This window comes from Natronoarchaeum sp. GCM10025703 (assembly GCF_042661985.1).
Taxonomy (GTDB): Archaea; Halobacteriota; Halobacteria; order Halobacteriales; family Natronoarchaeaceae; genus Natranaeroarchaeum.
Genome location: NZ_JBHSZF010000001.1, coordinates 1,452,052 through 1,473,103, shown reverse-complemented (window position 1 = coordinate 1,473,103; position 21,052 = coordinate 1,452,052). Strand labels below are relative to the sequence as shown.

At 63.5% G+C, this 21,052-nt stretch carries 12 protein-coding genes and 7 pseudogenes; 7 read left to right on the top strand and 12 right to left on the bottom strand.

All coding sequences use genetic code 11. The annotated features are described in order from the left end of the window. Positions 1–125: 125 nt before the first annotated feature. Positions 126–3,160, top strand: a pseudogene (locus ACFQH2_RS08275) (FAD-binding and (Fe-S)-binding domain-containing protein). Here ACFQH2_RS08275 and ACFQH2_RS08270 read toward each other — a convergent pair. The 6 genes and pseudogenes from ACFQH2_RS08270 to ACFQH2_RS08245 all read right to left on the bottom strand — a co-directional run. Continuing rightward, positions 3,155–4,163: pseudogene (locus tag ACFQH2_RS08270) on the bottom strand (sodium:calcium antiporter). The pseudogenes ACFQH2_RS08275 and ACFQH2_RS08270 overlap by 6 nt on opposite strands. 41 nt (positions 4,164–4,204) lie before the next feature. Further along, the gene (locus ACFQH2_RS08265; protein WP_377076632.1) at positions 4,205–4,789 is read right to left on the bottom strand and encodes a cytochrome C biosynthesis protein; all 585 of its coding nucleotides are present in this window, start codon (positions 4,787–4,789) and stop codon (positions 4,205–4,207) included. Between the two features lie 67 nt (positions 4,790–4,856). Then, positions 4,857–5,396 carry a TlpA family protein disulfide reductase gene (locus ACFQH2_RS08260; RefSeq protein ID WP_377052600.1) on the bottom strand — a complete coding sequence of 180 codons (540 nt, stop codon included), beginning with the start codon at positions 5,394–5,396 and terminating at the stop codon, positions 4,857–4,859. Continuing rightward, positions 5,393–6,076, bottom strand: coding sequence for an SCO family protein (locus ACFQH2_RS08255; RefSeq protein ID WP_377052598.1), 684 nt, complete (start codon positions 6,074–6,076; stop codon positions 5,393–5,395). Before ACFQH2_RS08255 ends, ACFQH2_RS08260 begins: the two co-directional genes overlap by 4 nt. A 13-nt stretch (positions 6,077–6,089) precedes the next feature. Further along, positions 6,090–6,356, bottom strand: a pseudogene (locus ACFQH2_RS08250) (biotin/lipoyl-containing protein); the annotation flags it as partial. A gap of 80 nt (positions 6,357–6,436) precedes the next feature. Further along, positions 6,437–7,954 (bottom strand): annotated as a pseudogene (locus ACFQH2_RS08245) (acetyl-CoA carboxylase biotin carboxylase subunit); the annotation flags it as partial. 106 nt (positions 7,955–8,060) lie between these two features. On the opposite strand from ACFQH2_RS08245, the gene ACFQH2_RS08240 reads away from it, so the two are divergent. Next, on the top strand, positions 8,061–8,375 hold the full coding sequence (locus ACFQH2_RS08240) for a hypothetical protein (protein WP_377076631.1): 315 nt from the start codon (positions 8,061–8,063) through the stop codon (positions 8,373–8,375). 47 nt (positions 8,376–8,422) lie between these two features. Here ACFQH2_RS08240 and ACFQH2_RS08235 read toward each other — a convergent pair. Further along, a pseudogene (locus ACFQH2_RS08235) lies at positions 8,423–9,967 on the bottom strand (acyl-CoA carboxylase subunit beta). Positions 9,968–10,190: 223 nt separating this feature from the next. Here ACFQH2_RS08235 and ACFQH2_RS08230 point away from each other — a divergent pair. After that, positions 10,191–11,639, top strand: a complete 1,449-nt coding sequence (locus tag ACFQH2_RS08230; RefSeq protein WP_377076630.1) for a sodium-dependent transporter — start codon at positions 10,191–10,193, stop codon at positions 11,637–11,639. On the opposite strand, the pseudogene ACFQH2_RS08225 reads toward ACFQH2_RS08230, so the two are convergent. Further along, positions 11,566–12,275 (bottom strand): annotated as a pseudogene (locus tag ACFQH2_RS08225) (SDR family NAD(P)-dependent oxidoreductase). The gene ACFQH2_RS08230 and the pseudogene ACFQH2_RS08225 overlap by 74 nt on opposite strands. 33 nt (positions 12,276–12,308) lie before the next feature. Here ACFQH2_RS08225 and ACFQH2_RS08220 point away from each other — a divergent pair. The 4 genes and pseudogenes from ACFQH2_RS08220 to ACFQH2_RS08205 form a co-directional block, all read left to right on the top strand. Next, positions 12,309–12,596: pseudogene (locus ACFQH2_RS08220) on the top strand (glycerophosphodiester phosphodiesterase); the annotation flags it as partial. 152 nt (positions 12,597–12,748) lie between these two features. Then, positions 12,749–13,021, top strand: a complete 273-nt coding sequence (locus ACFQH2_RS08215; protein WP_377076629.1) for a glycerophosphodiester phosphodiesterase family protein — start codon at positions 12,749–12,751, stop codon at positions 13,019–13,021. 314 nt (positions 13,022–13,335) lie between these two features. After that, entirely contained in the window at positions 13,336–13,710 is a 375-nt protein-coding gene (locus tag ACFQH2_RS08210; RefSeq protein ID WP_377052588.1) for a hypothetical protein, read from the top strand. Then, a complete protein-coding gene (locus ACFQH2_RS08205; protein ID WP_377052586.1) occupies positions 13,707–13,874 on the top strand; it encodes a hypothetical protein in 168 nt (55 codons plus the stop codon). Before ACFQH2_RS08210 ends, ACFQH2_RS08205 begins: the two co-directional genes overlap by 4 nt. Before the next feature lies 1 nt (position 13,875). Here ACFQH2_RS08205 and ACFQH2_RS08200 read toward each other — a convergent pair whose 3' ends face one another. The 4 genes from ACFQH2_RS08200 to ACFQH2_RS08185 all read right to left on the bottom strand — a co-directional run bounded on the left by ACFQH2_RS08200 (position 13,876) and on the right by ACFQH2_RS08185 (position 20,963). Beyond that, entirely contained in the window at positions 13,876–14,277 is a 402-nt protein-coding gene (locus ACFQH2_RS08200) for a secondary thiamine-phosphate synthase enzyme YjbQ (protein WP_377052584.1), read from the bottom strand. Continuing rightward, entirely contained in the window at positions 14,274–15,431 is a 1,158-nt protein-coding gene (locus ACFQH2_RS08195) for an MBL fold metallo-hydrolase (RefSeq protein ID WP_377052582.1), read from the bottom strand. The genes ACFQH2_RS08200 and ACFQH2_RS08195 overlap by 4 nt, the downstream gene beginning before the upstream one ends. Before the next feature lie 411 nt (positions 15,432–15,842). Beyond that, positions 15,843–18,200, bottom strand: coding sequence for a methyl-accepting chemotaxis protein (locus ACFQH2_RS08190; RefSeq protein WP_377076628.1), 2,358 nt, complete (start codon positions 18,198–18,200; stop codon positions 15,843–15,845). Positions 18,201–18,452: 252 nt separating this feature from the next. Next, positions 18,453–20,963 carry a methyl-accepting chemotaxis protein gene (locus ACFQH2_RS08185; RefSeq protein ID WP_377052578.1) on the bottom strand — a complete coding sequence of 837 codons (2,511 nt, stop codon included), beginning with the start codon at positions 20,961–20,963 and terminating at the stop codon, positions 18,453–18,455. Between the last annotated feature and the right edge of the window lie 89 nt (positions 20,964–21,052).

Sequence of the window (21,052 nt, the reverse complement as noted above, 5' to 3'; positions counted from 1 at the left end):
GATCCACGGATACAGCCCAGACGTGCGGGGCGATATCCCGAACCATTCATTACCGCCAAGTCAGACATACATAACTAGTTCGATTCCACGGGCGGTCCATGTCCGGAACGCCCCCTCACAGATCTATGAGCGACTCCCTGCATCCACCGTCCGCCGACCCGCGAGCATCGTACGATTACCGAAGCGACGAGGTTCGTCGGAGCGGTCTGGTCGACGACCTCGAACGCCTGATCGAGGGTGACGTCCGCTTCGACGAGTACTCGAAGGGACTGTACGCGACTGACGCCAGCGCCTACGAGGTGACACCTATCGGCGTCGTCTACCCGCGTTCGACCGCGGACGTCGCCGCGGTGATGGAGTACTGTGCGCGACGGCTGATCCCGGTACTCCCCCGTGGGGGCGGAACGAGCCTCGCTGGACAGGCGGTCAACGAGGCCGTCGTCCTCGACTTCGATCGGTACATGGACGACCTGCTGGCGTTCGACCCCGACGCGAGGACGGTCCGCGTCCAGTCAGGCGCAGTCGTCGACGAACTGAATCTGGCGCTGGAACAGCACGGCCTGAAGTTCGCGCCGGACCCGGCCGCGGGGGACCGCAGTACCGTCGGTGGCGCAATCGGCAACAACTCGACCGGTGCGCACTCGCTGAAGTACGGGCTGACCGACGCCTACGTCGAGGAGGTCGAGGCCGTGCTCGCGGACGGCACTGTCACGACGTTCGGCGAGGTATCGCTTTCGACGCTCCGCGAGCGCGCCGACCCGGACGGCGATCCGGAAGCACGGATCTACGCGGGCGTCGCCGACGTCATCGACGAGCACGATGCGTCGATCCGCGAGGTCTACCCGCAACTGAAACGAAACGTCTCGGGCTACAATCTGGATCGACTGCTCGACGAAGCCGAAGGCGGGTCGGTCAATCTCGCACGCCTGCTCGCCGGGAGCGAGGGGACCCTCGCCATCATCACCGAAGCCACAGTTTCGCTGGAGCCGATCCCCGAGACGAAATCGCTGGCACTGCTTTGCTACGAGGACCTCCGCCACGCGATGGAAGACGTCGCACCGATTCTCGACCACGATCCGGCCGCTCTGGAGGTGCTCGACGACGTCCTGCTCGATATGGCGCGAGAGACGGAGGAGTTCGCCGACCTCGTCGCAATGTTACCGGAGGGAACTGACACCGCTCTGCTCGTGGAGTTCTACGCCGAGACCGATGCCGAGGGCGTCGGTCGAGTCGCCGATCTGTACGCCGACCGCGTCCCCGCGGCGACGCCGACGGGCGACGCCGACGCGGACGCCGGGCTTATCACCGAGGTTCCGGTGACCGCGTTCGATGCGCTAGAGGCCCACGAACCCGCTCGACGGGCGGAGTTCTGGAAACTCCGCAAATCCGGGCTCCCGATCTTGCTCTCTCGGACCTCCGACGCGAAACACATCTCCTTCATCGAGGACACCGCCGTCCCGCCGGAGAACCTCCCCGAGTACGTCAGCGACGTCCAGGACGTGCTCGCAGCGCACGACACGTTCGCCAGTTTCTACGGCCACGCGGGTCCCGGCTGTCTCCATATCCGCCCGCTGATCGACACGAAGACGTCGGCGGGCGTCGAGCGAATGGAGTCTGTCGCGGACGCCGTCACTGACCTCGTCGTCGAGCACGACGGTTCGGTGTCGGGCGAGCACGGCGACGGACGCGCCCGGACGGGGTGGAACCGCAAGCTCTACGGCGACGACGTCTGGACGGTCTTTCGGGATCTGAAGGCGGCGTTCGATCCGGACTGGCTACTCAATCCGGGACAGGTCTGCGGCTATCGCCCGCAGGAGGGAGAGGGCGGACGCTCCCCGGACATGACCGAGAACCTCCGGTTCGACCCGGACTACGACTTCGAGGCTGGCTTCGAGCCGACGCTCTCGTGGGAGAACGAGAACGGCTTTCAGGGGATGGCCGAACTCTGTCACGGCTGTGGCGGCTGTCGAGGGGAACAGGAGACCACTGGCGGCGTGATGTGTCCGACCTACCGGGCGGCCGAGGAGGAGGTCACAAGCACGCGTGGGCGGGCCAACGCGCTCCGTCGGGCAATGAGCGGCGACCTGCCCGACGAGGAAACGTTTTCCGACGAGTTCGTCACCGAGGTGCTCGATCTCTGTATCGGCTGCAAGGGCTGTGCGCGGGACTGCCCCAGCGAGGTCGACATGGCGAAGCTCAAAGCCGAGTTGACCCACGAGTACCACCAGCGCGAGGGCGCGAACCTGCGTGATCGGCTGTTCGCCAACGTCGAGTTGCTCGCCAAGGTCGGGAGCGCAACGGCACCGCTGGCGAACTGGGCACAGAAGATACCTGGGTCTGGCATACTGACCGAGAAACTGGTCGGAATCGCCCGGGAACGCGACCTGCTGACCTTCGAGCGCCGCTCGCTCGTCGATCAGGCGGCCGACCGCGACCCGGCAGTCTCGGAGGCCGAGGCCGACCGGAAGGTGTTGCTCTTCCCCGATACCTACAGCAACTACAGCGACCCGGATATCGGGCTGGCGGCGATCCGTGTCCTCGAAGCGGCGGGCGTCCACGTCGACGTCCCCGAAGACGTGACAGGGAGCGGCCGCCCGCCGTTCTCGAAGGGCTTTCTCGATCTGGCCCGGAACCGAGCGGAAAAGAACGTCTCGGAACTCGCACCGAAGGTCCGAGAGGGCTGGGACGTCGTCTTCATCGAGCCCTCCGACGCGGTGATGGTCCAGTCGGACTACCGCGACCTGCTCGACGGCGAGGACGTCGACCGGGTCGCCGGCAACAGCTACGGGGTCATGGAGTATCTCGACGGCTTCGCGCTCGACGTGCCGACAGATGGCGACCAGCCGGTGACGTATCACGGCCACTGCCATCAGAAAGCGATCAAACGCGAGCATCACACCACAAACGTTCTCGAACGGGCGGGCTACGACGTCGACGAACTCGACAGTGGCTGCTGTGGGATGGCTGGAAGCTTCGGCTACGAGGCCGAACATTACTCGATGAGCCAGGCTATCGGCTCGATTCTCTTCGAGCAGGTCGAGGACAGCGACGGCGAACTCGTCACCGCGCCGGGAACGTCCTGTCGAAGCCAGCAGAGGAGTACGATGGTGAGGAGGAGCAACCGCCACATCCGGTCGAACTGGTCGATCGCCTGCTATAACACGACGCTCGTCACGCCGATACTCTCCAGGAACATCCAGCAGACGAAAATCCCGTACAGGCAGAGCAAGACCCACGATTCGGGATCGGTGATCTCGAAGTCCGTCCGTGCGATTGTGAACAGCGCTATCGTGGCGACGATCAGGAACGCCATCATCGGGGCCGCGACCGCGAAGTTGATCTCGGTCGCCCCCGCGAGCATGACGCCGATCGGGATCGCGATGAGCAGATCGAAGATATTGCTCCCGAAGACGTTCGCGAGGCTGACTGTCGAATCGCCCCCTGAGCGGCACGAACGCTGATGATGGCGTCGGGCAGACTCGTTCCGGCGGCGATGATCGTCAGCCCCCAGAGGAACGAGGGCGTCCCGAAGTACTCGCCGAGGCCGAGGGCGGACTGGACGAACAACTCGACGCCGATGAGGATCAAAAAGAGGCCCGCCGCGAGCAGTGCCCACTGTTTGCCGACCGACAGCGATTCCGGCGGGGCGGGGGCGTCGTAATCGCTCGTCTCCTGTTGCTGGATGAACAGGTAGACGGCGTATAGCCCGATCGGGAACAGCGCGAGTGGCCGAGTGATCTCGCCGACGAGCCCTCCGTTGCCAGCCGGGAAGTAGATGACGGCGAGCGAGAAGGTCAACAGCAGCGTCGCGACGGAGATGATATAAAACTGCGCCTCGCGGTAGACCAGCGCACGACTCGATTCCAGCGTCCCCCGGCGGGCGAGTGCTGACATCGCCGGAATCACGAGAATGTTGAAGACCGCTGAACCGACGATTGCGCCGACGCCGAGTTCGAACTCGCCGTATCGGAGCGTCGAAATTACGATGCTCGCGAGTTCGGGGAAGCAGAGCCTGCCGCCGCGATGATCGAACCCTGAACGATTGCCGGGAGCCCGTAGTACAGGGCCAACCGGTCGGCCGCGCCTTCGAGATAGAGACTGCCCTTCCAGACGAACGCAGTGGCGACCGCGGCGAGAGTAAACAGCCAGAGTAGCGTCAGCATACGAGCAGGAACGGGTGGGGGTAAAGAAAGCGCCGAAGCGCTCAGAGCGCCAGCCAGATCTGGGCCAGTCCGGCGAGGACGAGCACGCCCCCGCCGATCCGGACGAGTCGTCGCGTCGGCAACGCCACCCGGTCGACCCCGATGCCGTGACCGATCGCGGTCAGCACCGTCGTCGCCAGCATGAGCGCGCCGACGGTGCCGGCGTAGACCGCGAGGACGCTGACCGTCTCCACCGTCGGGAGCGTCACCGACTGGAAGACGATGGAGAGAAAGAGCGGGGCGACACAGCCCGCCGCGGCGAGCGCATACAGCACGCCGAAGCCGCCGAACCCGAGCACTGTCGTCCGCCGCTCGGGCAACGAGACGTGTGGGCGCGGGCCGCGACCGGCCGCCAGCGCGATTCCGAGCACGACCAGCGCGCCGCCGACGAACAGTTCGACAGCCGGGAGATACGCCTCGATCGACTGCTGGACGGCGACCGCTACCAGCGCCAGCGCGGCGAACGAGAGGAAGACCCCGCCAGTCGCGGCACCGCCCCTGACCAGTGCGCCGGAGAGCGGGGTTGGTCCTCGCCAGTCGACGCCACGTAGTAGCCGACGTAGCCCGGCAGGAGGGCGTACGCACACGGGGAAAAGAAGGTCGCGACGCCTGCCCCGGCGGCCAGCCCTGCGGTGGCGAGGAAGCCGAGTGAACTCATCCGCCCTCCGCGCGGTCGATTCCGGCCCGAAGCTCCGCCGCCGTCTTCTCGCCGGTGGCCGACCACGCAACCTCGTTATCGGCGTCGAGAACGAGCACGGTCGGTACTGACGAGGCGTCGAGTCTGGCCGTCAGTTCCAGATCGGTGTCGACGGCGACCGGCCAGCGACCGTCGTGGCGCTCCCACCAGTCGACGACGTCCTCGCGGGTCACCGTCCCGCCGACGGCCTCGTTTGTCACCGAGAGGAACTGGACTTCGTCGCCGCGCTCGTCGTAGACGGTCCCGAGCGCCGGCATCGAGCGCCGGCAGATCCGACACCACGTGGCGAAGAAGGTGACGAGTGTCACTCTGCCCTCTTCGGGGACAGCAATCGTTCCCGCATCGCTTCCGGGCGCGTCGAGCGTCTCGATTTCGACCGGCTTGGCCCCCGCCTCGCCCGGCGATCCGCCGAGATCGAGTCGGCCCGTCGCGACCGCCGCCCCGCCCCCGAGCACGCCCAGACTTGCCGCCGCGGCGACGAACTCTCTGCGGTTCATTCGAAGTGGTTTCGAACCTCGGTCAGATCCTCCAGTACGACGTCCGGTCGCGGCACATCGCCGCTATACGCCCGTTCAACGTAGCCGTCGACGTTGACCAGTAGCGTCAGCGACTGGTGCATGAACTCCATCTCTTCGACGTCCTCGTCGGGCGTGAACGCGTCTGTCTTCTGGAACGGGATGCCGAACGCCTCGCCGACGACCTCCTGGGCGCGCTCCTCGCTCTCTGGCCGCAGGAACTGCCAGTTCTCGGCGGTCGGATCAGCGCCACGGGCCTCGGTGAACTCCCGGAGCACGTCGGCGCTATCGTAGACTGGATCGAAGGTGACCGGCATGAGGACGACGTCGTCGGCGTACTCCGCTTCGGCGGCGTCGAGTTGGACCTGCGCCAGGTTCGAGGTGAGCGCGGGACAGACCTCGTGACAGCGCGTGAAGACGAACGTCAACAGTGCGTGGCGCTCGCCGACGAACTCCCGGGTGTTCACCTCCCGGTCGTGGATCGGCGAGGGGACCGTTACATCGGGCAACTCCTGACCGAAGGCTGGATAGGCCAGGTCCTCCGGGTCGGCCAACTGGTCCTCGGGTGCTGACAGCGCGGTCGGTCCATCGTCGCCGAGACAGCCAGCGCCCGCGACGACGGCGACGCCGGCGGCCGCTCGAAGATAGTGACGGCGGTTCATTTGTCGGGAATAGCTAGCGGCCGAGTAAAGCCTCGTTGGTGCGATCCTCGAACGCCTGGTCGAGCACGACCAGCACGTCGCCCATGTCGACGCTGTCCTCCTCTGCGACGGCGATCTGAGTGACCTCGCCGCCCCGTTCGGCGACGACGTCGTTCTCCATCTTCATCGCTTCGAGGACGCAGAGCACGTCGCCCGAGGCCACCTCGTCGCCGACCTCGACGTTGATCTCCAGGATGGTCCCCTGCATCTCCGCGGTGACGGTCTCGCCCTCGCCCGTTATCGCGGTTTCATCCTCGCCGCCGGGGCCGACCGTGTCGGGCCGGTTCCCGGTGTTCGCGGATGGCTGTGACGTGATCGGCGTCGCGCCGCGCTCTTCGAGGTCGACGTCGAAGCGCTTCCCGTTGACCTCGACGGTGAACTGGCGTTCGACGACCTCCTCGGCCTCGGCCTCGGTTGTCTCGGTGTCGCTGCCCCACTGCTTCTGGGCTTCCTCGATCCTGCTTCGGTCCATCTCCTCGTCGAGATACTTCGTCGTGTGACGGCCGTCGACGAACGCCTCGTCGCTCAACATCAGCCGATGGAACGGCATGACCGTCGTCAGGCCCTCGATATCGAACTCCCGGAGCGCGCGCAGGCTACGGCTGAGACATTCGTCGCGGTCGCTCGCGTAGACGATCAGTTTTGCGACCATCGAGTCGTAGTCGCCGCCGATTTCGTCGCCCTGGCGCAGGGCGTCGTCGACCCTGACGCCGATCCCGCCCGGCGGGTCGTAGGTCCGGAGCGTCCCCGTCTGGGGGCGAACTCCTCGGCGGCGTTCTCCGCGTTGATGCGGAACTCGATCGCGTGCCCGTTGATCTCGACGTCGTCCTGCTCGAAGCCGAGTTCCTCGCCGGCGGCGACCCGGATCTGCCACTTGACGATGTCGATGCCCGTAATCTCCTCGGTGACGCAGTGTTCGACCTGAATGCGGGTGTTGACTTCGAGAAAGTAAAAGTTCGTCTCGGGCCCGAGCAGTTCGCCCGCCTCCCGGTCGTCGTCCTCCTCGACGAGGAACTCGACGGTCCCCGCGTTGGTGTAGTCGGCCGACTTGACGCCGCGCCGGGCGGCCGCACCGATCTCCTCGCGTAGTTCGTCCGAGAGCGCCGGACTCGGGCCCTCCTCGATCACCTTCTGGTGGCGGCGCTGAAGCGAGCAGTCGCGCTCGCCCAGATGTCTGACGTTGCCCTCGGCGTCCGCGAGGATCTGTACCTCGACGTGCCGGGGGTTCTCCAGGAACCGTTCGAGATAGACCGAATCGTTGTCGAAGTAGGCCTCTCCCTCGCGTTTCGCGCTCGTGAGTTGCTCGTCGATCTCGGACTCGCTCTCGACGATCTTCATCCCGCGGCCGCCGCCGCCACCCTCGGCCTTGATTGCGACGGGATAGCCGTGCTCCTCGGCGAACGTCTCGACCTCATCGGTCTCGGTGACTGGATCGGTCGTCCCCGGAACGATGGGGACGTTCGCGGAGTCCATGACCTTGCGGGCTTTCGTCTTCTCGCCGAGTTGCTCCATCGCGTGGGCGGAGGGGCCGATCCACGTGATTTCGGTCTCCTCCACCTTCGCGGCGAACTCGGCGTTCTCCGCGAGGAAGCCGTAGCCGGGGTGGATCGCATCGGCGTTTGCCTTCCGCGCCGCCTCGATCACGGCCTCGTGATCCAGATACGAGTCGCTCGCTCTGGCCGGGCCGACGTTGTACGCCTCGTCGGCGTAGCGGACGTGTCCGGCGTCCCTGTCGGCCTCGCTGTAGACCGCGACGGTTCCGACGTTCAACTCTTCACAGGCGCGCATCACCCGAACTGCTATCTCACCGCGGTTCGCGACCAGAACCTTCCGGAACATTCTTGATGGAAGTATCACCCACCACGTACCTTACTTTTCCGGTTCGGGAAGTCCGAGTCCGCGGCGAATCACCCACAATCGTAGAAATCGGTCGGTCGGTTCGCCCGTGGCGTCGGCCGCGGCGAGGGCGGCCCGCCAACAGCCGTCAGAACCGGTCGCGACGACCCGCCGCAGTCCACGGATCAGTCGGCGCGTCGAGCGGGACGCGTCGGAACGAGCCGCCTCGGTTGGAGAGTTTGCCGTCGAACACCCAGCGCTTGCCCTCCCAGGTGTCCTCCTCGCTCCCGGCCTGGGCAGCGGCTATCTCGCGGTCGCGCAGGTGCGCACCGATAGCGGCCGCAATCGCCGCCGCCTCGGCGTCCGTCGCGTCCGGGGGAGCGACATCGACACGTGCTCGGGCAGGACGTTCCCCAGTGGCTGATTGACGTCCTCCGGATCGGTCGTGGAGGTCGGTCGGTCGTCCATCGATCAGAGCGGGATATTGCCGTGTTTCCTGTCCGGACCGTCCTCGCGCTTCGAGCGAAGCATCTCCAGATCCTGAACGAGTCGCGGTCGCGTCTCGGTTGGCTCGATGACGTCGTCGAGATAGCCCCGGTCGGCGGCGGTGTAGGGGTTCGCGAACTCCTCGCGGTACTCGTCGATGAGCTCCTGGCGGAGCGCTTCGGTGTCGTCGGCCGCCTCCAGTTCGTCGCTGTAGAGCAGGTTCACCGCACCCTGTGGCCCCATCACCGCGATTTCGGCGGTCGGCCAGGCGTAGTTGACGTCAGCGCCGAGATGTTTCGACGCCATGACGCAGTAGGCCCCGCCGTAGGCTTTCCGGGTGATCACCGTGAGCAGGGGTACGGTCGCCTCCGAGTAGGCGTACAGGAGTTTTGCGCCGTGACGGATGATTCCGCGGTGTTCCTGATCGGTTCCGGGCATGTAGCCCGGTACGTCGACGAAAGAGACGATGGGGATGTTGAACGCATCACAGAAACGAACGAACCGGGCCGCTTTCATACTCGAATCGACGGTGAGCGTCCCGGCGTTGACCCGCGGCTGGTTGGCGACGATGCCGACCGAGTGGCCGTCGAGCCGTGAGAAGCCCACGACGATGTTCTTCGCGAAGTTCTCGTTGACCTCGAAGAAGGAGCCTTCGTCCATCACCGAGCCGATCACGTCGACCATGTCGTACGGTTTCTGCGGACTCGGGGGTACGATCTCCTCAGCTCGTCGTCGCGACGGTCAGGGTCGTCCCACGGCTCGACGCGCGGCGGGTCCTCGACGTTGTTCTGCGGGAGATAGGAGAGCAGATGCTGAATCTTGTCCAGTGCCGTCTCGTCGTCCGGAACGGAGAACTGCGCGACGCCGGTCGTCGAGCTATGTGTCGACGCGCCGCCGAGTTCCTCGTGCGAGACCTCCTCGCCGGTGACCGTCTTGGTGACACCGGGCCCCGTGATGTACATGTGGCTCGTGTCCTCGACCATGAAGATGAAGTCGGTGATCGAGGGCGAGTAGACGGCCCCGCCCGCACACGGGCCCATGATGCCGGAGATCTGCGGAACCACGCCGCTCGCTTTCTGGTTCCGGTGGAAGATTTCGGTGAAGCCAGCGAGACTGTTGACGCCCTCCTGAATCCGTGCGCCGGCCGAATCGTTCAGGCCGACGATCGGACAGCCGACCTCCATCGCGGTGTCCATCACTTTACAGATCTTCTCGGCGAACACCTCACCCAGCGACCCGCCGAAGACGGTAAAGTCGTGTGCGAAGACGAACACCTTCCGGCCGTCTACCTCGCCATAGCCCGTCACGACGCCGTCGGTCAGGATCTTCTTTTCTTCCATCCCGAAGTTGTGGCTTCCGTGGGTTCAGAAGCTTGTCGAACTCGTAGAAGGTGCCGTCGTCGAGGAAATATTCGATGCGCTCACGGGCCGTCATTTTCCCCTTGTCGTGTTGGCGCTCGATCCGAGACTCCCCGCCACCGAGTTCGGCCTCCTCGCGGAGACCCCGTAGCTCCGCTAACCGATCTTCCATCGTCATAGTTGCTGCCTCCGAGTCCAGTCCATACCGCCTCTGACAACTAGTAGGGGAAAAAATTTCGGTCACAGTACTCACCCTCGGCGGAGAGATACGAGCCGGAATGTGGGTTCGTTGTCAGGAACGGCGACGAGACCGCCTCTCGACTCGGATTCCGAATGAACGTCCCCTCGGGATAGGTCCGTGTCTTTTTATAGCACTGTTGCGGAGCCAGTGGTGTATGTCAGAGAGAGAAACCTGGGCAACCCGCACCGGCTTCATTTTTGCCGCGGTCGGGAGCGCCGTCGGACTCGGTAACATCTGGCGGTTTCCCTTCGCTGTCGGAGAGGGCGGTGGTGCAGCGTTCTTGCTGGTGTATCTGTTATTCATCGCGATTATCGGATTCCCGGCAATCCTGGTCGAGTTCGTTATCGGCCGTCGCACGAACCTCAACCCCGTCGGAGCGCTGCAGTCCCTCGCAACGGGCCCGTGGCGATATATCGGCTATCTGTTCCTCGCCACTGGGTTCGCGATCATGGCGTACTACAGCGTCGTCGCTGGCTGGTTCGTCCGCTACTTCGTGATCGGCATCACCGATGGGTATACGGTCGCCGATCCCGACAGCGCGGCCGCACTGTTCGGCAGCGTCTCGACTGGGATGGACGCCCTACTGTATCACATCGTCTTCATGGCCGCCGTGATCGGGGTCGTCGCGGTCGGGATCCGGGACGGCATCGAGAAAGCGGTGAAGTTCATGGTACCGGCGATCATCATCCTGCTCGTCGTTCTGGCCGCCTACGGGGCGACGCTGAGCGGTGCTGGCGAGGCCTACGCCTACTACCTGTCGCCGGACTTCGGCGTCATCGCCGCCGAGTGGCAGACCCTGCTTCCGCTCGCCGCGGGACAGGCCTTCTTCACGCTCTCGCTCGGAATGGGCGTGATGATCACGTACGCGTCCTATCTCGGTGAGGACCGGAACCTCGTCAAAGACGCGCTGACGATCATCGGCTTCGATACCGGAATCGCCGTTCTCGTCGGCTTTGCCGTCTTCCCGATCATCATCACCGGTGCGGGCGTCGAGGCCGCAGGCGAGGAGACGGTCAACGCGGTCTTCGTCAGTCTCGCGGCCGCGTTCAGCGACATTACCGGTGGCCGGATCCTCGGCCTCCTGTTCTTCGGGACCGTCGCGCTGGCGGCGCTGTCGAGTGCGATCAGCATCCTCGAAGTCGTCGTCTCGTACATCATCGACCAGTTCGACGTCGACCGACGGCCCGCAACTGCTGTCGCTGGTAGCGGCATCTTCCTGCTCGGTATCCCCGTCACTCAGGACCTGATCTTCCTCGACTTGCTGGACGGCTTCGTCAACGACTTCCTGCTCGTGCTCGGAGCACTGTTACTCGTGTTGCTCGTCGGATGGGTGATTCCGGACGCCGGACGGGACGAACTCGCGAAAGGGATCACCGACATCGGCAAGCGCGGGGACATCTGGCTGTGGCTCGTCCGTATCCCGCTTGTCGTCGTCCTCGTCGTCACGCTGGCGCTCGGTATCGAGGGCTACCACGAGTTCCTAACCGGGCCGTTCAGCGAGTGGCTGGCTGCTGACCGCGACTCGCGTTTCAGGCCTCGCCGTAGACCGGTACCGCCGCGCCGCTCGTCGGACTCGCGCCCTCGCTACAGAGGAACGCAATGACGGTCGCGATAGCGGCTGGGTCGACCCACTTCTCGTGGTCCGAATCCGGCATCATGTCGCGGTTCATGGGCGTGTCGATGACGCTCGGCATCACCGCATTCGCCCGGACGACGCCGTTGTTCTCCTCCGCTATCGTTTCGGTGAGGCGTCGGATCCCCGCTTTCGACGCCCGGTAAGGACCGTCGCCCTCGCCACCTTCTGCGAGGAGCGCGAACTGATGCTCACTATCGAGCCCTCGCTCTCCTGGAGGTGTGACAGCGCGTGTTTCGAGGCGAGAAACGCCGTCTTGAGGTTGACGTCGAACAGCATCTCGAACTCGTCGACCGGCGTCTCATCGATCGGCTGGCCGCCGCGCCAGGTTCCCGCGACGTTCACGAGGTGGTCGATCCCGCCGTGGTCATCGACGATTTCGCCGAACCCTTGCTCGACATCGTCCTCGTCGGTAAGATCGATCTGGTAGTACTCGGTTCGCTCGTTGAGGTTGAGCAAGGAGTCCTCGTCGTCGGGAGCGAGCACGTCGACGGCGGCGACCGCCGCTCCTGCCGCGCTGAACTCGTCGGCGACGGCGCTCCCGAGCGCGCCACAGGCACCGGTCACGACGACGACACGATCACTGAAATCGAAGCTAACGGACATATCCACGGTAAAGGGCGGGACGAAAATGAATCCATGGGGCGGGCAGTTCATTACGCCGGCGACCGAGACTCCGCTATGCGAGTGATCGCCCACCGGGGGTTCTCCGCGGACGCCCCCGAGAACACGCTGGCCGCAATCGAGCAGGCGAGCGACCTGGCCGACAGCATCGAGTTCGACGTCCGTCGGTGTGGCTCGGGCGAACTGGTCGTCTTCCACGACGAGACGGTCGACCGGGTCACCGACGGAACTGGGCGCGTCGACGAGTTCGCCCTCGACGACCTGCAGTCGCTCGACATCCTCGACAGCGGCGAGTCCATCCCGGCACTCGACGCCGTTCTCGACGCCATCCCGCCGGAGGTCGACGTCAACATCGAACTCAAGGAGACCGGCATCGCTGACGACGTACTGAGGCACTCGCCGCGGTCGAGAACGACCCGATCGTCTCCTCGTTTTCCGCCGCGGCGCTGCGGGAGGTGCAGTCCATCCCCCGGACCGTCGAGACCGCGTATATCACGAAACGGGTGCGTGATGAGCCAGTTCGCCGTGCCGTGGAACTCGACTGCCAGTACGTCCACCCCCGCTTCACGCTCCTGCTGTACTCGCGGTTGCTCTCCCGTGCGCGAGCGGTCGACCTCGGCATCAACGTCTGGACTGTCAATAACGCCCGTCTCGCCCGCCTGCTTGCCTGGCGCGGCGTCGACGGTATCGCCACGGACGGGCTTGCGGTCGCTCGCCCGTATCTGTAGCGTCGAGCAGTCGCCGGTCCACGAGTCGAAACGCCCCTAGACGCAGCATATTCCGCTCCTGTCGGTGGTAAGCCGCTCCTGCGTACTGGTATCGAAGTCATATCAAAGGGTGGCGATAGCGAGCGTCGAAACGGAGTCGCCTCTCGGGGCGACGTCGAGGCTCATGTACCGTACGACAGTCCCGCCCGCAGACCGGTATCGACACGCCAGAGCGGCCCTACTGTGCAAAGTCGATGCCGGGCCCGGACCGTCCAGGTCCGACACCACGGCCAGTCGCCACCTGAACGTCGCCACCCGGAACGAGAGGTGTCGCCGTGGCCGCCGATAACGCGCCCGGCCGGGTCAATCAGGCGTCGGCCGGTATCGATCACCGATCCGCGGAGCGCGCGCTGTGGGTGCTTGCACTCCTGTTCTACGGCTTCGGCGACCTCGTCTCGACGCTCGTCGGACTGGGCCTCGGCGCGACAGAGGGGAACCCGCTTCCTGCCATGCTCGTCGAAGTCGTCCCGGGAGCCCTCGGTCCGGCCGTCGCACTGACCGCGTGGAAAGCGGTCGTAATGACTTGCTTCGTGGTGGTCGCCCGACAGCTGCGGCCAGCCCACCGCCTCGCCATCTCCGGTACGCTCGCCGTACTCGGCCTCGTCGTGGTGGCGTGGAACGCGACTGTACTCGTCTCATTCTACGTATGAACGTCCAGAACACCGGCTGGCTGCTCGCCGTGGCGGTCGGTCTGGGCTGTGTCCTTCTGTTTACGACGGGTGTCCCGGCGTCCGCACCGCTCGTCGTCGCACCCGTCGGCTCCGACGCACTGGGCCGGATCATCGTCGGTACCGACAGTACCTCCGGCGCGTGAGCTACGCCCCGACTACCGTCACCGACACCGTCCGCGTCCGCGGGCCGTCGCACTCGACGAGCAGTACCGACTGCCAGGTGCCGGTGTCGAGGGTGCCCTCGACGACCGGGATGGTCTCACTCGGGCCCAGAAGCGTCGTTCGGAGGTGCGAGTCGGCGTTCTCGTCGAGTTCGTCGTGGCTGTGTCCCTCGTCGGGCACCAGACTGGAGAGGAACCCTTCGATATCGTCGAGCAATCGTGGTTCGGCCTCGTTGATCACGAGTGCCGCAGTCGTGTGCTGGACGAATACGGTACAGAGTCCCTGCTCGACATCGTCGGGGATGGCCTGCTCGACCTTGTCGGTGACGTCGACGACGGTGAGTCGGTCGCCCGTCGACACCGAGAACTGGTTGCGACTCGTCATTGGACCTCCGCGGCACAGCGGTTCGGCCCGAGTTCCAGTTCGATCGCCTCGGTTTCGTCCGCGACTGCCTCGCGGCCGGTGTTGAGGCCGATGATCTGCTCGTAGTTCGGTGGCTTCTCGGGGCGACGCTCGGTGACGTGCTCGACGAACGCCTCCCGGGGCTGGTCGAGCAGGTCGACCGACTGCCGGATATCGCCGATGGGTCGGGTGATCGGTTCGCCAGGGGTTAGCTCGCCGTCCTCGCCCGCGTCGCTGACGGGGAAATGCCCCGGCAGGACGGTCACGCTGTCGGGTTCGGCGAGCAGGGTGCGATGGAGCGAGTCGTAGAGTTCGCTGGCACCCTCCGCGGCCTCGCTGTCGCCGAACTGCAGTTCGGTGCGTCCGACCGAGTCGACGAAGAGGGTATCGCCGGTCGCGACGGCCTCGTCCTCGACGAGATAGCTCACTATTTCGGACGTGTGGCCCGGCGTCGACAGCGCCTTTATGTCGAGTTCGCCTACGCTGACGACCTCGTTTCGCTCCAGCGGTTCGTACTCGTGGGTCACGCCCCGGTCGGTCGCGTCGGCCCCGAGGTAGTACGGCACGTCCTGCTCGTCGGCGAGTGTCCGAGCGCCGGAGATGTGGTCGGCGTGGACGTGCGTGTCGAAAGCCGCGGTGATATCGTAGCCAGCCTCCGTGGCGGCGTCCACGAACTCCGCGACGTGTCTTGTCGGATCGATCACGCATGCCTCGCCCGTTTCCGTACAGCCGACGACGTAGCCGAGACAGCCTTTTGCTCTGCGCTGTACCTGAATGATCTCGACGCCGTCACTGTCGGTCGGGACGGTGGTGTGATCGTAGACACGGCTCCACGCCCGCATGCCGTTCTCGATGACGGTGACGTCGTCGTAGCCCGCTTCGTCCAGTTCGTCGAGGATCTCGAACGACGACTCGCCTTTGGCACAGATCGTCAGGATCCGGTCGTCCGGCTTCAGCCCGGTCTGTGCCCGAAAGTCTTCGGCGTCGAAGTCGTAGTGGGGCTTGTAGGTGTAGTTGATCGCGCCGTCGATATGCCACGACTCGAAGCTCTCTCCCGGGCGCGTGTCGACGAGCGTGTAGGGCTCGCCGCTGTCCTGTACGTCGCGGAACTCCTCCGCGGTGATCGTCTTGGTCATATCGATTATTCGTGATCGGCCAGTAAAAGCGTAGTCCGACTCTCGGGAGCGATAGCGGTCTGGAGTTGGACGGGACCCTTACTTAATTAAGAATTCCTATGCAACTGTAGTACTGTAATAACTACTATATAAGAGGGCTCACAGCGGCTCCACGGCGAATCAGTCAACAGTAACTGCCGTATTAATCTCCAATTACGGCTAAGACGGGCGTATTGGGGTCTTCGCGAGTGCCAGCGTTCGTGACATGTCGAATCAGTTCAGAGGCATCTATCCGGAGTCGTACAACCGAATCTTGATCGGCTATAGCCGCTACTCCAGCAGTTACCAGCGTTTTCTCGGAGCGTATCTGCATTCGCGCGTTCGGTACTGGCTATGATCGCTCTCACCGAGACGGGGCAGAGTAACAGTTGGCTATGTATATACGATATAAAATAAGAACCCAAATATCGGAGTACCACTACAGCAGAGAACGTCGATCGGCCCACCGGGTTCGGCGTCACCGTCGGCATCGAAGCGGTCCAGTGCGTCGGCCAGTTGTGTAGCACGTGTTGCCAGATCGGACATCGAACCGGAAACCTCGGTAAGGGCGTTCGTCTGTTCTTCGGTAGCAGCGACGACCGTGTTCGCCTCCGAAGCCGTCTCCTGACTGATCGACGCTACTTCGCTGATCCGCTGTTCGACCTCCCGGGTCGAGATCATCTGTTGTTGGGTCGCGGAGGAAATCTCCTGAACGCCGGAGGACGTTTCGTCGGCGTACGTGGCGATGGATTCGAGCGCCTCGGCGGCGTGTTGAACGCTGCTGCTCGCGTCTTCGATTCGGTCGCTCGTCTTTTCGACGGCATCGATAGACTGTTCGGTCTGTGTCCGGATGCGTCCCAGTCGGGTTTCGATCTCCCCTGCGGCAGATTTCGCATCCGTGGATAGCTCTTTGACCTCCTGGGCGACCTTGTCGAACCCATCGTCCTGCTCGCCCCCGGGCGAGCGGACGGCTTCGAGGTTTGCACTGAGCGCCAGCATATTCGTCTGATCCGCGATCTCCTGGATCTGATCGATGAGTTCGTCGATCTGGGCGACCTCCTCGCCCAGTTCCTCTATCTGCTCGACCGCACGCTCGGACTCGGCTTCGATCTGGCCGATACCTGCGACCACCTCCTGGGCCGCTTCCTGCCCTTCCGCACCGGTACGAGCCGTTTTTTCTGCAATATTGGCAACCTCGTTTGACGACGTTGCGATACTTCGGGTGGTCGAGGAGAGATCGGATATCTCCGCTTTCACGTCCTGCAACGAGTCGTTCTGACGGTCTGCTCCCGCCGAAATCTGCTGGACCGAGCTGGCGACACGCTCCGACGAGGATCGAACGGCCTCACTCGACGCAGTCACCCGTTCGCTGGCGGCCGAAACTTCGCTCGCGAACTGGTTCAGTTGGGCGATAGTGTGTTCGAGTTCTTCGATCATGCTGTTGAACTCGTGGGCGACCTCCCACATCGCATCGGTCTCCGTGGCCGCAGGATCCATGCGTGCGGTTAGATCGCCCGCTGCGGCCGCCTGCATCACGTCCGCGTACTCATTGGCCGTCTTTGTGAGATCCTCGTTCATCTCTTCGATCCGTCGACGCTCCTGTTCGGCCTCTTGTCGCGCTTGCTGAGCCATTTCGATCTGCTCCCGTAGCGAGAGACGCATGCCATCGAACGCCAGGTATAGCTGACCGATTTCGTCGATACGTTCGGTCGCCAGGTCGACGTCCAGATCACCGTCCTCCATTAGAGCAGCACGATCAGTCAGTCGGTTGATCGAAAGCGCCGTATTCCGGCCGAGTACAGCACCGATAGCAGTGATCAGGATCATAGCCGTCGCGGTTGCGGCGAACCCGAAGCGCTGGACGGTCGTCACGAACCCGTACGCGTCAGCGGTCGGCTGATGCACCAGGACAGTAAAGTCCGTGCCGTCGACCGGTGCATAGCCGACGACGTACTCCTCCTCGGGGAAACCGTACTCGGAAAGCGCATCGGCGCGGTTACTACCCGCCACCGTATGAGCTCCCGACAGCCCGTTCTCGTCGTCGAGCGCGCTGCTGGCACCGTACTCCGACAGGAAGTTATCTCCTTCAGTACCGTAGTGGGCGTCGTCGAAAACGACTCTGTTCCGACTGTCGAGGACGAGTGTAGTCGACCGGTCGTCTCCGTAACTGTTGAACGTCTCCGTGTACTGCTGCAGTTCGACTGTGTAGACGACCCCGATAGCGCCGTCACCAGTCGTCTGTGCGTACGTTACGACAGGTGACCCCTCACCATCGTCCAGACGGTAGGGCTCCGACCGGTAGACAGAGAACGGCCCGAGTCCTTCCAGCAGTCGGTCCGAGTCCGGAATCGAAAGCACGTCGATACCCTCTCCTTCGACGCCACGATCCGTACTCGCCGTAATCGTTCCATCCCCGGCATCGACAATATGGATCGCATGAGCCCTGTCGGGTGCCTGAGTGTACTGGCGCAGTTGCGTCGTGCTAAGGCTCCGCAGTTCAGGGTTCCGGACGAGCGTCCGGACCCGTTGTTCGTTGCTCTCGGACCAGGCCTGGAGACTCTGGGCCTCCTGTTCCGCAAGCGTCGCGAACTCATCGTTAGCGTCGTCCTGAACCTGTGCACCGATCGCTTCGGTCGCCAACAGTCCGATCATCCCGACGGACACCCCAATGATCAGGAGGACGATTCCAAACTTCAGGGCGTAACTCCGCCGCACCCTGTTTGGGATCATCCGTCGTAGAATATTAAACATATACTGTACGCTGTTGACGAAATAGCTTAAACCTCCTGACTACAGGCAAATTGTAAATTTTTTATACTTTGTAGTTCGTATCGGTTTGCTGTAACAGATAGTTAACAGAGAAATACATCTAGCATACTGGTTAGGTCATCGAATACGTGATAGCCAGAGACGTCGATCCACACTCGGAACGAACCACACCCCGCCGGGGCCTCCAGCGACGACGGGATTACCAATGCGGTATCGCTGACCCCGGAGAGGGGATCAGTGTTCGCGGGAGTCGGTGCTCTCTGCGTCGGTCCCGGTGAACGAGAACATGTCTTCCTCCGACTCGTCGCTACTGTCCGCCTCCGTTTCGGACGCCGGTGTCCCGGTATCCGTCGACGTCGTCGTCACATCGGCATCGGCCGTCTCCGGGGGAGCGTCGCTACGCTCCGTCGATTCCCCGTCAGTCTCACTGGAATCGTCCGCTGCGGGGAGTTCGCCGCCCGTGTCGAGATCCGAGTGCTCCTCCGAAGCATCGGTCTCGAAGCGGTCGAGTGCCTCCGAAAGTTGTGAGGCCTGGTTGGCCAGGTCGGACACCGAATGTGAAACCTCGGTAAGTGCGGTTGTCTGTTGCTCGGCCGCCGCGGCGACGTTTTCCGCCTCCGCGGTCGTTTCTTCGGAGATCGTCGCTGCTTCGTCGACCATCGCGACCACCTCCTGCGTCGAGGCGGCCTGCTGTTCGGTCGCCGCAGAGATCTCCTGAACGCCGGTATTCGTCTCCTGTGTGTAGTCGGCGATTTCGTCGAGCGCGTTGGCGGCATCGCGAACCGAGTCCGTGTGGTTGGTGATCTCGTCGCTCGTCTTCTGGACCTCCAGTGCCGTCTCGTCAGTTTGTGATTTGACCCGTTCGAGGCGGTCCTCGATGTCCTCGGCTGCATCTTTCGTTTCGGCGGCTAACTCTTTGACCTCCTCGGCGACGACGGCGAACCCGTCGCCGGATTCGCTGGATCGAGAGGCCTCGATGTTGGCGTTGAGTGCCAGCATGTTCGTCTGCTCGGCCACTTCGGTGATGAACTCCAGCAACTCGTCGATCTGTGAGACTTCCTCCTGTAGGGCCTCGATCTCTTCGACGGCGTCTTGGCTCCCACGTTCGATACTGCTCATCCCCTCGATCGCTTCTTGAGCGGCCTTGCGCCCCTCTCGGCCCGTTCGGGCCGTCCGTTCGGCGATATCGGCGACCTCGTTCGACGAGGCGGCGATCTCCTCGGTCGTCGTCGAGAGGCCACCCATCTCCTGGCTGACGGATTGGAGCGAGTTGTTCTGTTGTTCGGCCCCGTCGGAAATCTCCTGGATCGACTCGGTAACCTGCTCGCTCGCGCTGCGAACCTCCTCACTCGACGCCGTGGCCTGCTCTGAGGCGACCGCTACTTGCTCTGCGAACTGTTTCAGGTCCGCAACGGTCACCTCGATCTCTCCCAGCATCTCGTTGAAGTCCTCGCCGATGCCACGCATCTGCTCGTTCTCCGTATCGACGTCCGCGCGGACGGACAGGTTTCCGTCCGCGGCGGCCCCCATCACGGCACAGTACTCCTCGGCGCTCTGTTGCAAGTCATCGTTGATCCGCTCGACTCGCTCGCGTTCGGACTCGGCCTGCGAACGCGCGGCCTGCGCCTCGCTGATCTGCTCCCGTAATGCATCCCGCATGTTCGCGAACCCGTCATAAAGTTGTCCGATCTCGTCGATCCGTGTGGTTTCCAGATCGACATCTAGATCGCCGGATTCCATGCGTTCGGCTCGCTCGGTGAGCTGGTTGATCGAAACCGCGGTACTTCGCCCGATAACTGCCCCCATCACTGTGATGAGTAACACGCCTGCACCCGTCGCACCGAGACCGAACCGCTGGACCGTCGCCACGAACCCGTATGCGTCCGCTGTTGGTTCGTGCACGAGAACGACCCAGTCCGTGCCGTCGACCGGTGCGTAGCCGACGACGTACTCCTCATCGGGGAAGTCGTACGCGGAGAGCGCCCCAGCGCTGTCAGAGGCCGCGACCGTACGAGCCCCGATTGTCTGACTCTGTCCTTCCAGAACGTCTCCATTGTACGATTGCAGGAAGTGTTGTCGTTGCTCGCCGAAGCCAGCATCGTCGAAGGCGACTCTGCTCTGGCTATCCACTACGAGCGTGGTCGAGCGGTCGTTGCCGTAACTGTTGAACTTCTCGGCGTACTGCTCGAGTTCGACGGTGTACACGACCCCGATAGCGCCGTCCTCGGTGGCCTGTCCGTAGGTCACTACGGGGGTCCCCTCACCGTCGTCTAGACGGTACGGCTCCGAAGTATAGACCGAGAACGGTTCGAGCTCCGTGAGCATCCGATCAGTATCGGGAACCGAGAGGTTGTCGACGGATTCGCCCACCAACTCACGATCCGTACTGGCCGTTATACTGCGGTCGTTCTGGTCGATTATGTGAATCGCACGCGCCCTGTCCGGAGACTGTGTATACTGTCGGAGATCCGTGGTACCGAGCCCACGGAGGTCCGGATTTCTGACGAGCGTCCGGACCTGTTGTTCGTTGCTCTCGGACCACCCTTGCAGGTTCTGTGCCTCCTGTTCGGCGAGCGTCGCGTACTCATCGTTGGTGTTCTCCTGGACTTCTGCGCCGATCGCTTCGGTCGCCAGCAGACCCACCGCGCCGACAGAGGCCCCAATAACCAGCAGGAGGATCCCGAATTTCAGCGCGTAGCTTCTGCGAACTACTGTCGGTATGAGACGGCGAAGCCAGTGTAACATCGAATTATGTAATGATGAATAGTTTTATTAATGTTTTGGTTTTCAGTTATGTTGGTCTCAGAGATAAGTTAGATAGCACGAACAAGAGT

Coding starts and splice junctions, on each gene's coding strand:
- ACFQH2_RS08260 (WP_377052600.1), bottom strand. CDS start 5,396: ATGAACCGCAGAGAGTTCGTCGCCGCGGCGGCAAGTCTGGGCGTGCTC.
- ACFQH2_RS08255 (WP_377052598.1), bottom strand. CDS start 6,076: ATGAACCGCCGTCACTATCTTCGAGCGGCCGCCGGCGTCGCCGTCGTC.
- ACFQH2_RS08230 (WP_377076630.1), top strand. CDS start 10,191: ATGTCAGAGAGAGAAACCTGGGCAACCCGCACCGGCTTCATTTTTGCC.
- ACFQH2_RS08205 (WP_377052586.1), top strand. CDS start 13,707: ATGAACGTCCAGAACACCGGCTGGCTGCTCGCCGTGGCGGTCGGTCTG.
- ACFQH2_RS08200 (WP_377052584.1), bottom strand. CDS start 14,277: ATGACGAGTCGCAACCAGTTCTCGGTGTCGACGGGCGACCGACTCACC.
- ACFQH2_RS08195 (WP_377052582.1), bottom strand. CDS start 15,431: ATGACCAAGACGATCACCGCGGAGGAGTTCCGCGACGTACAGGACAGC.
- ACFQH2_RS08190 (WP_377076628.1), bottom strand. CDS start 18,200: ATGTTTAATATTCTACGACGGATGATCCCAAACAGGGTGCGGCGGAGT.
- ACFQH2_RS08185 (WP_377052578.1), bottom strand. CDS start 20,963: ATGTTACACTGGCTTCGCCGTCTCATACCGACAGTAGTTCGCAGAAGC.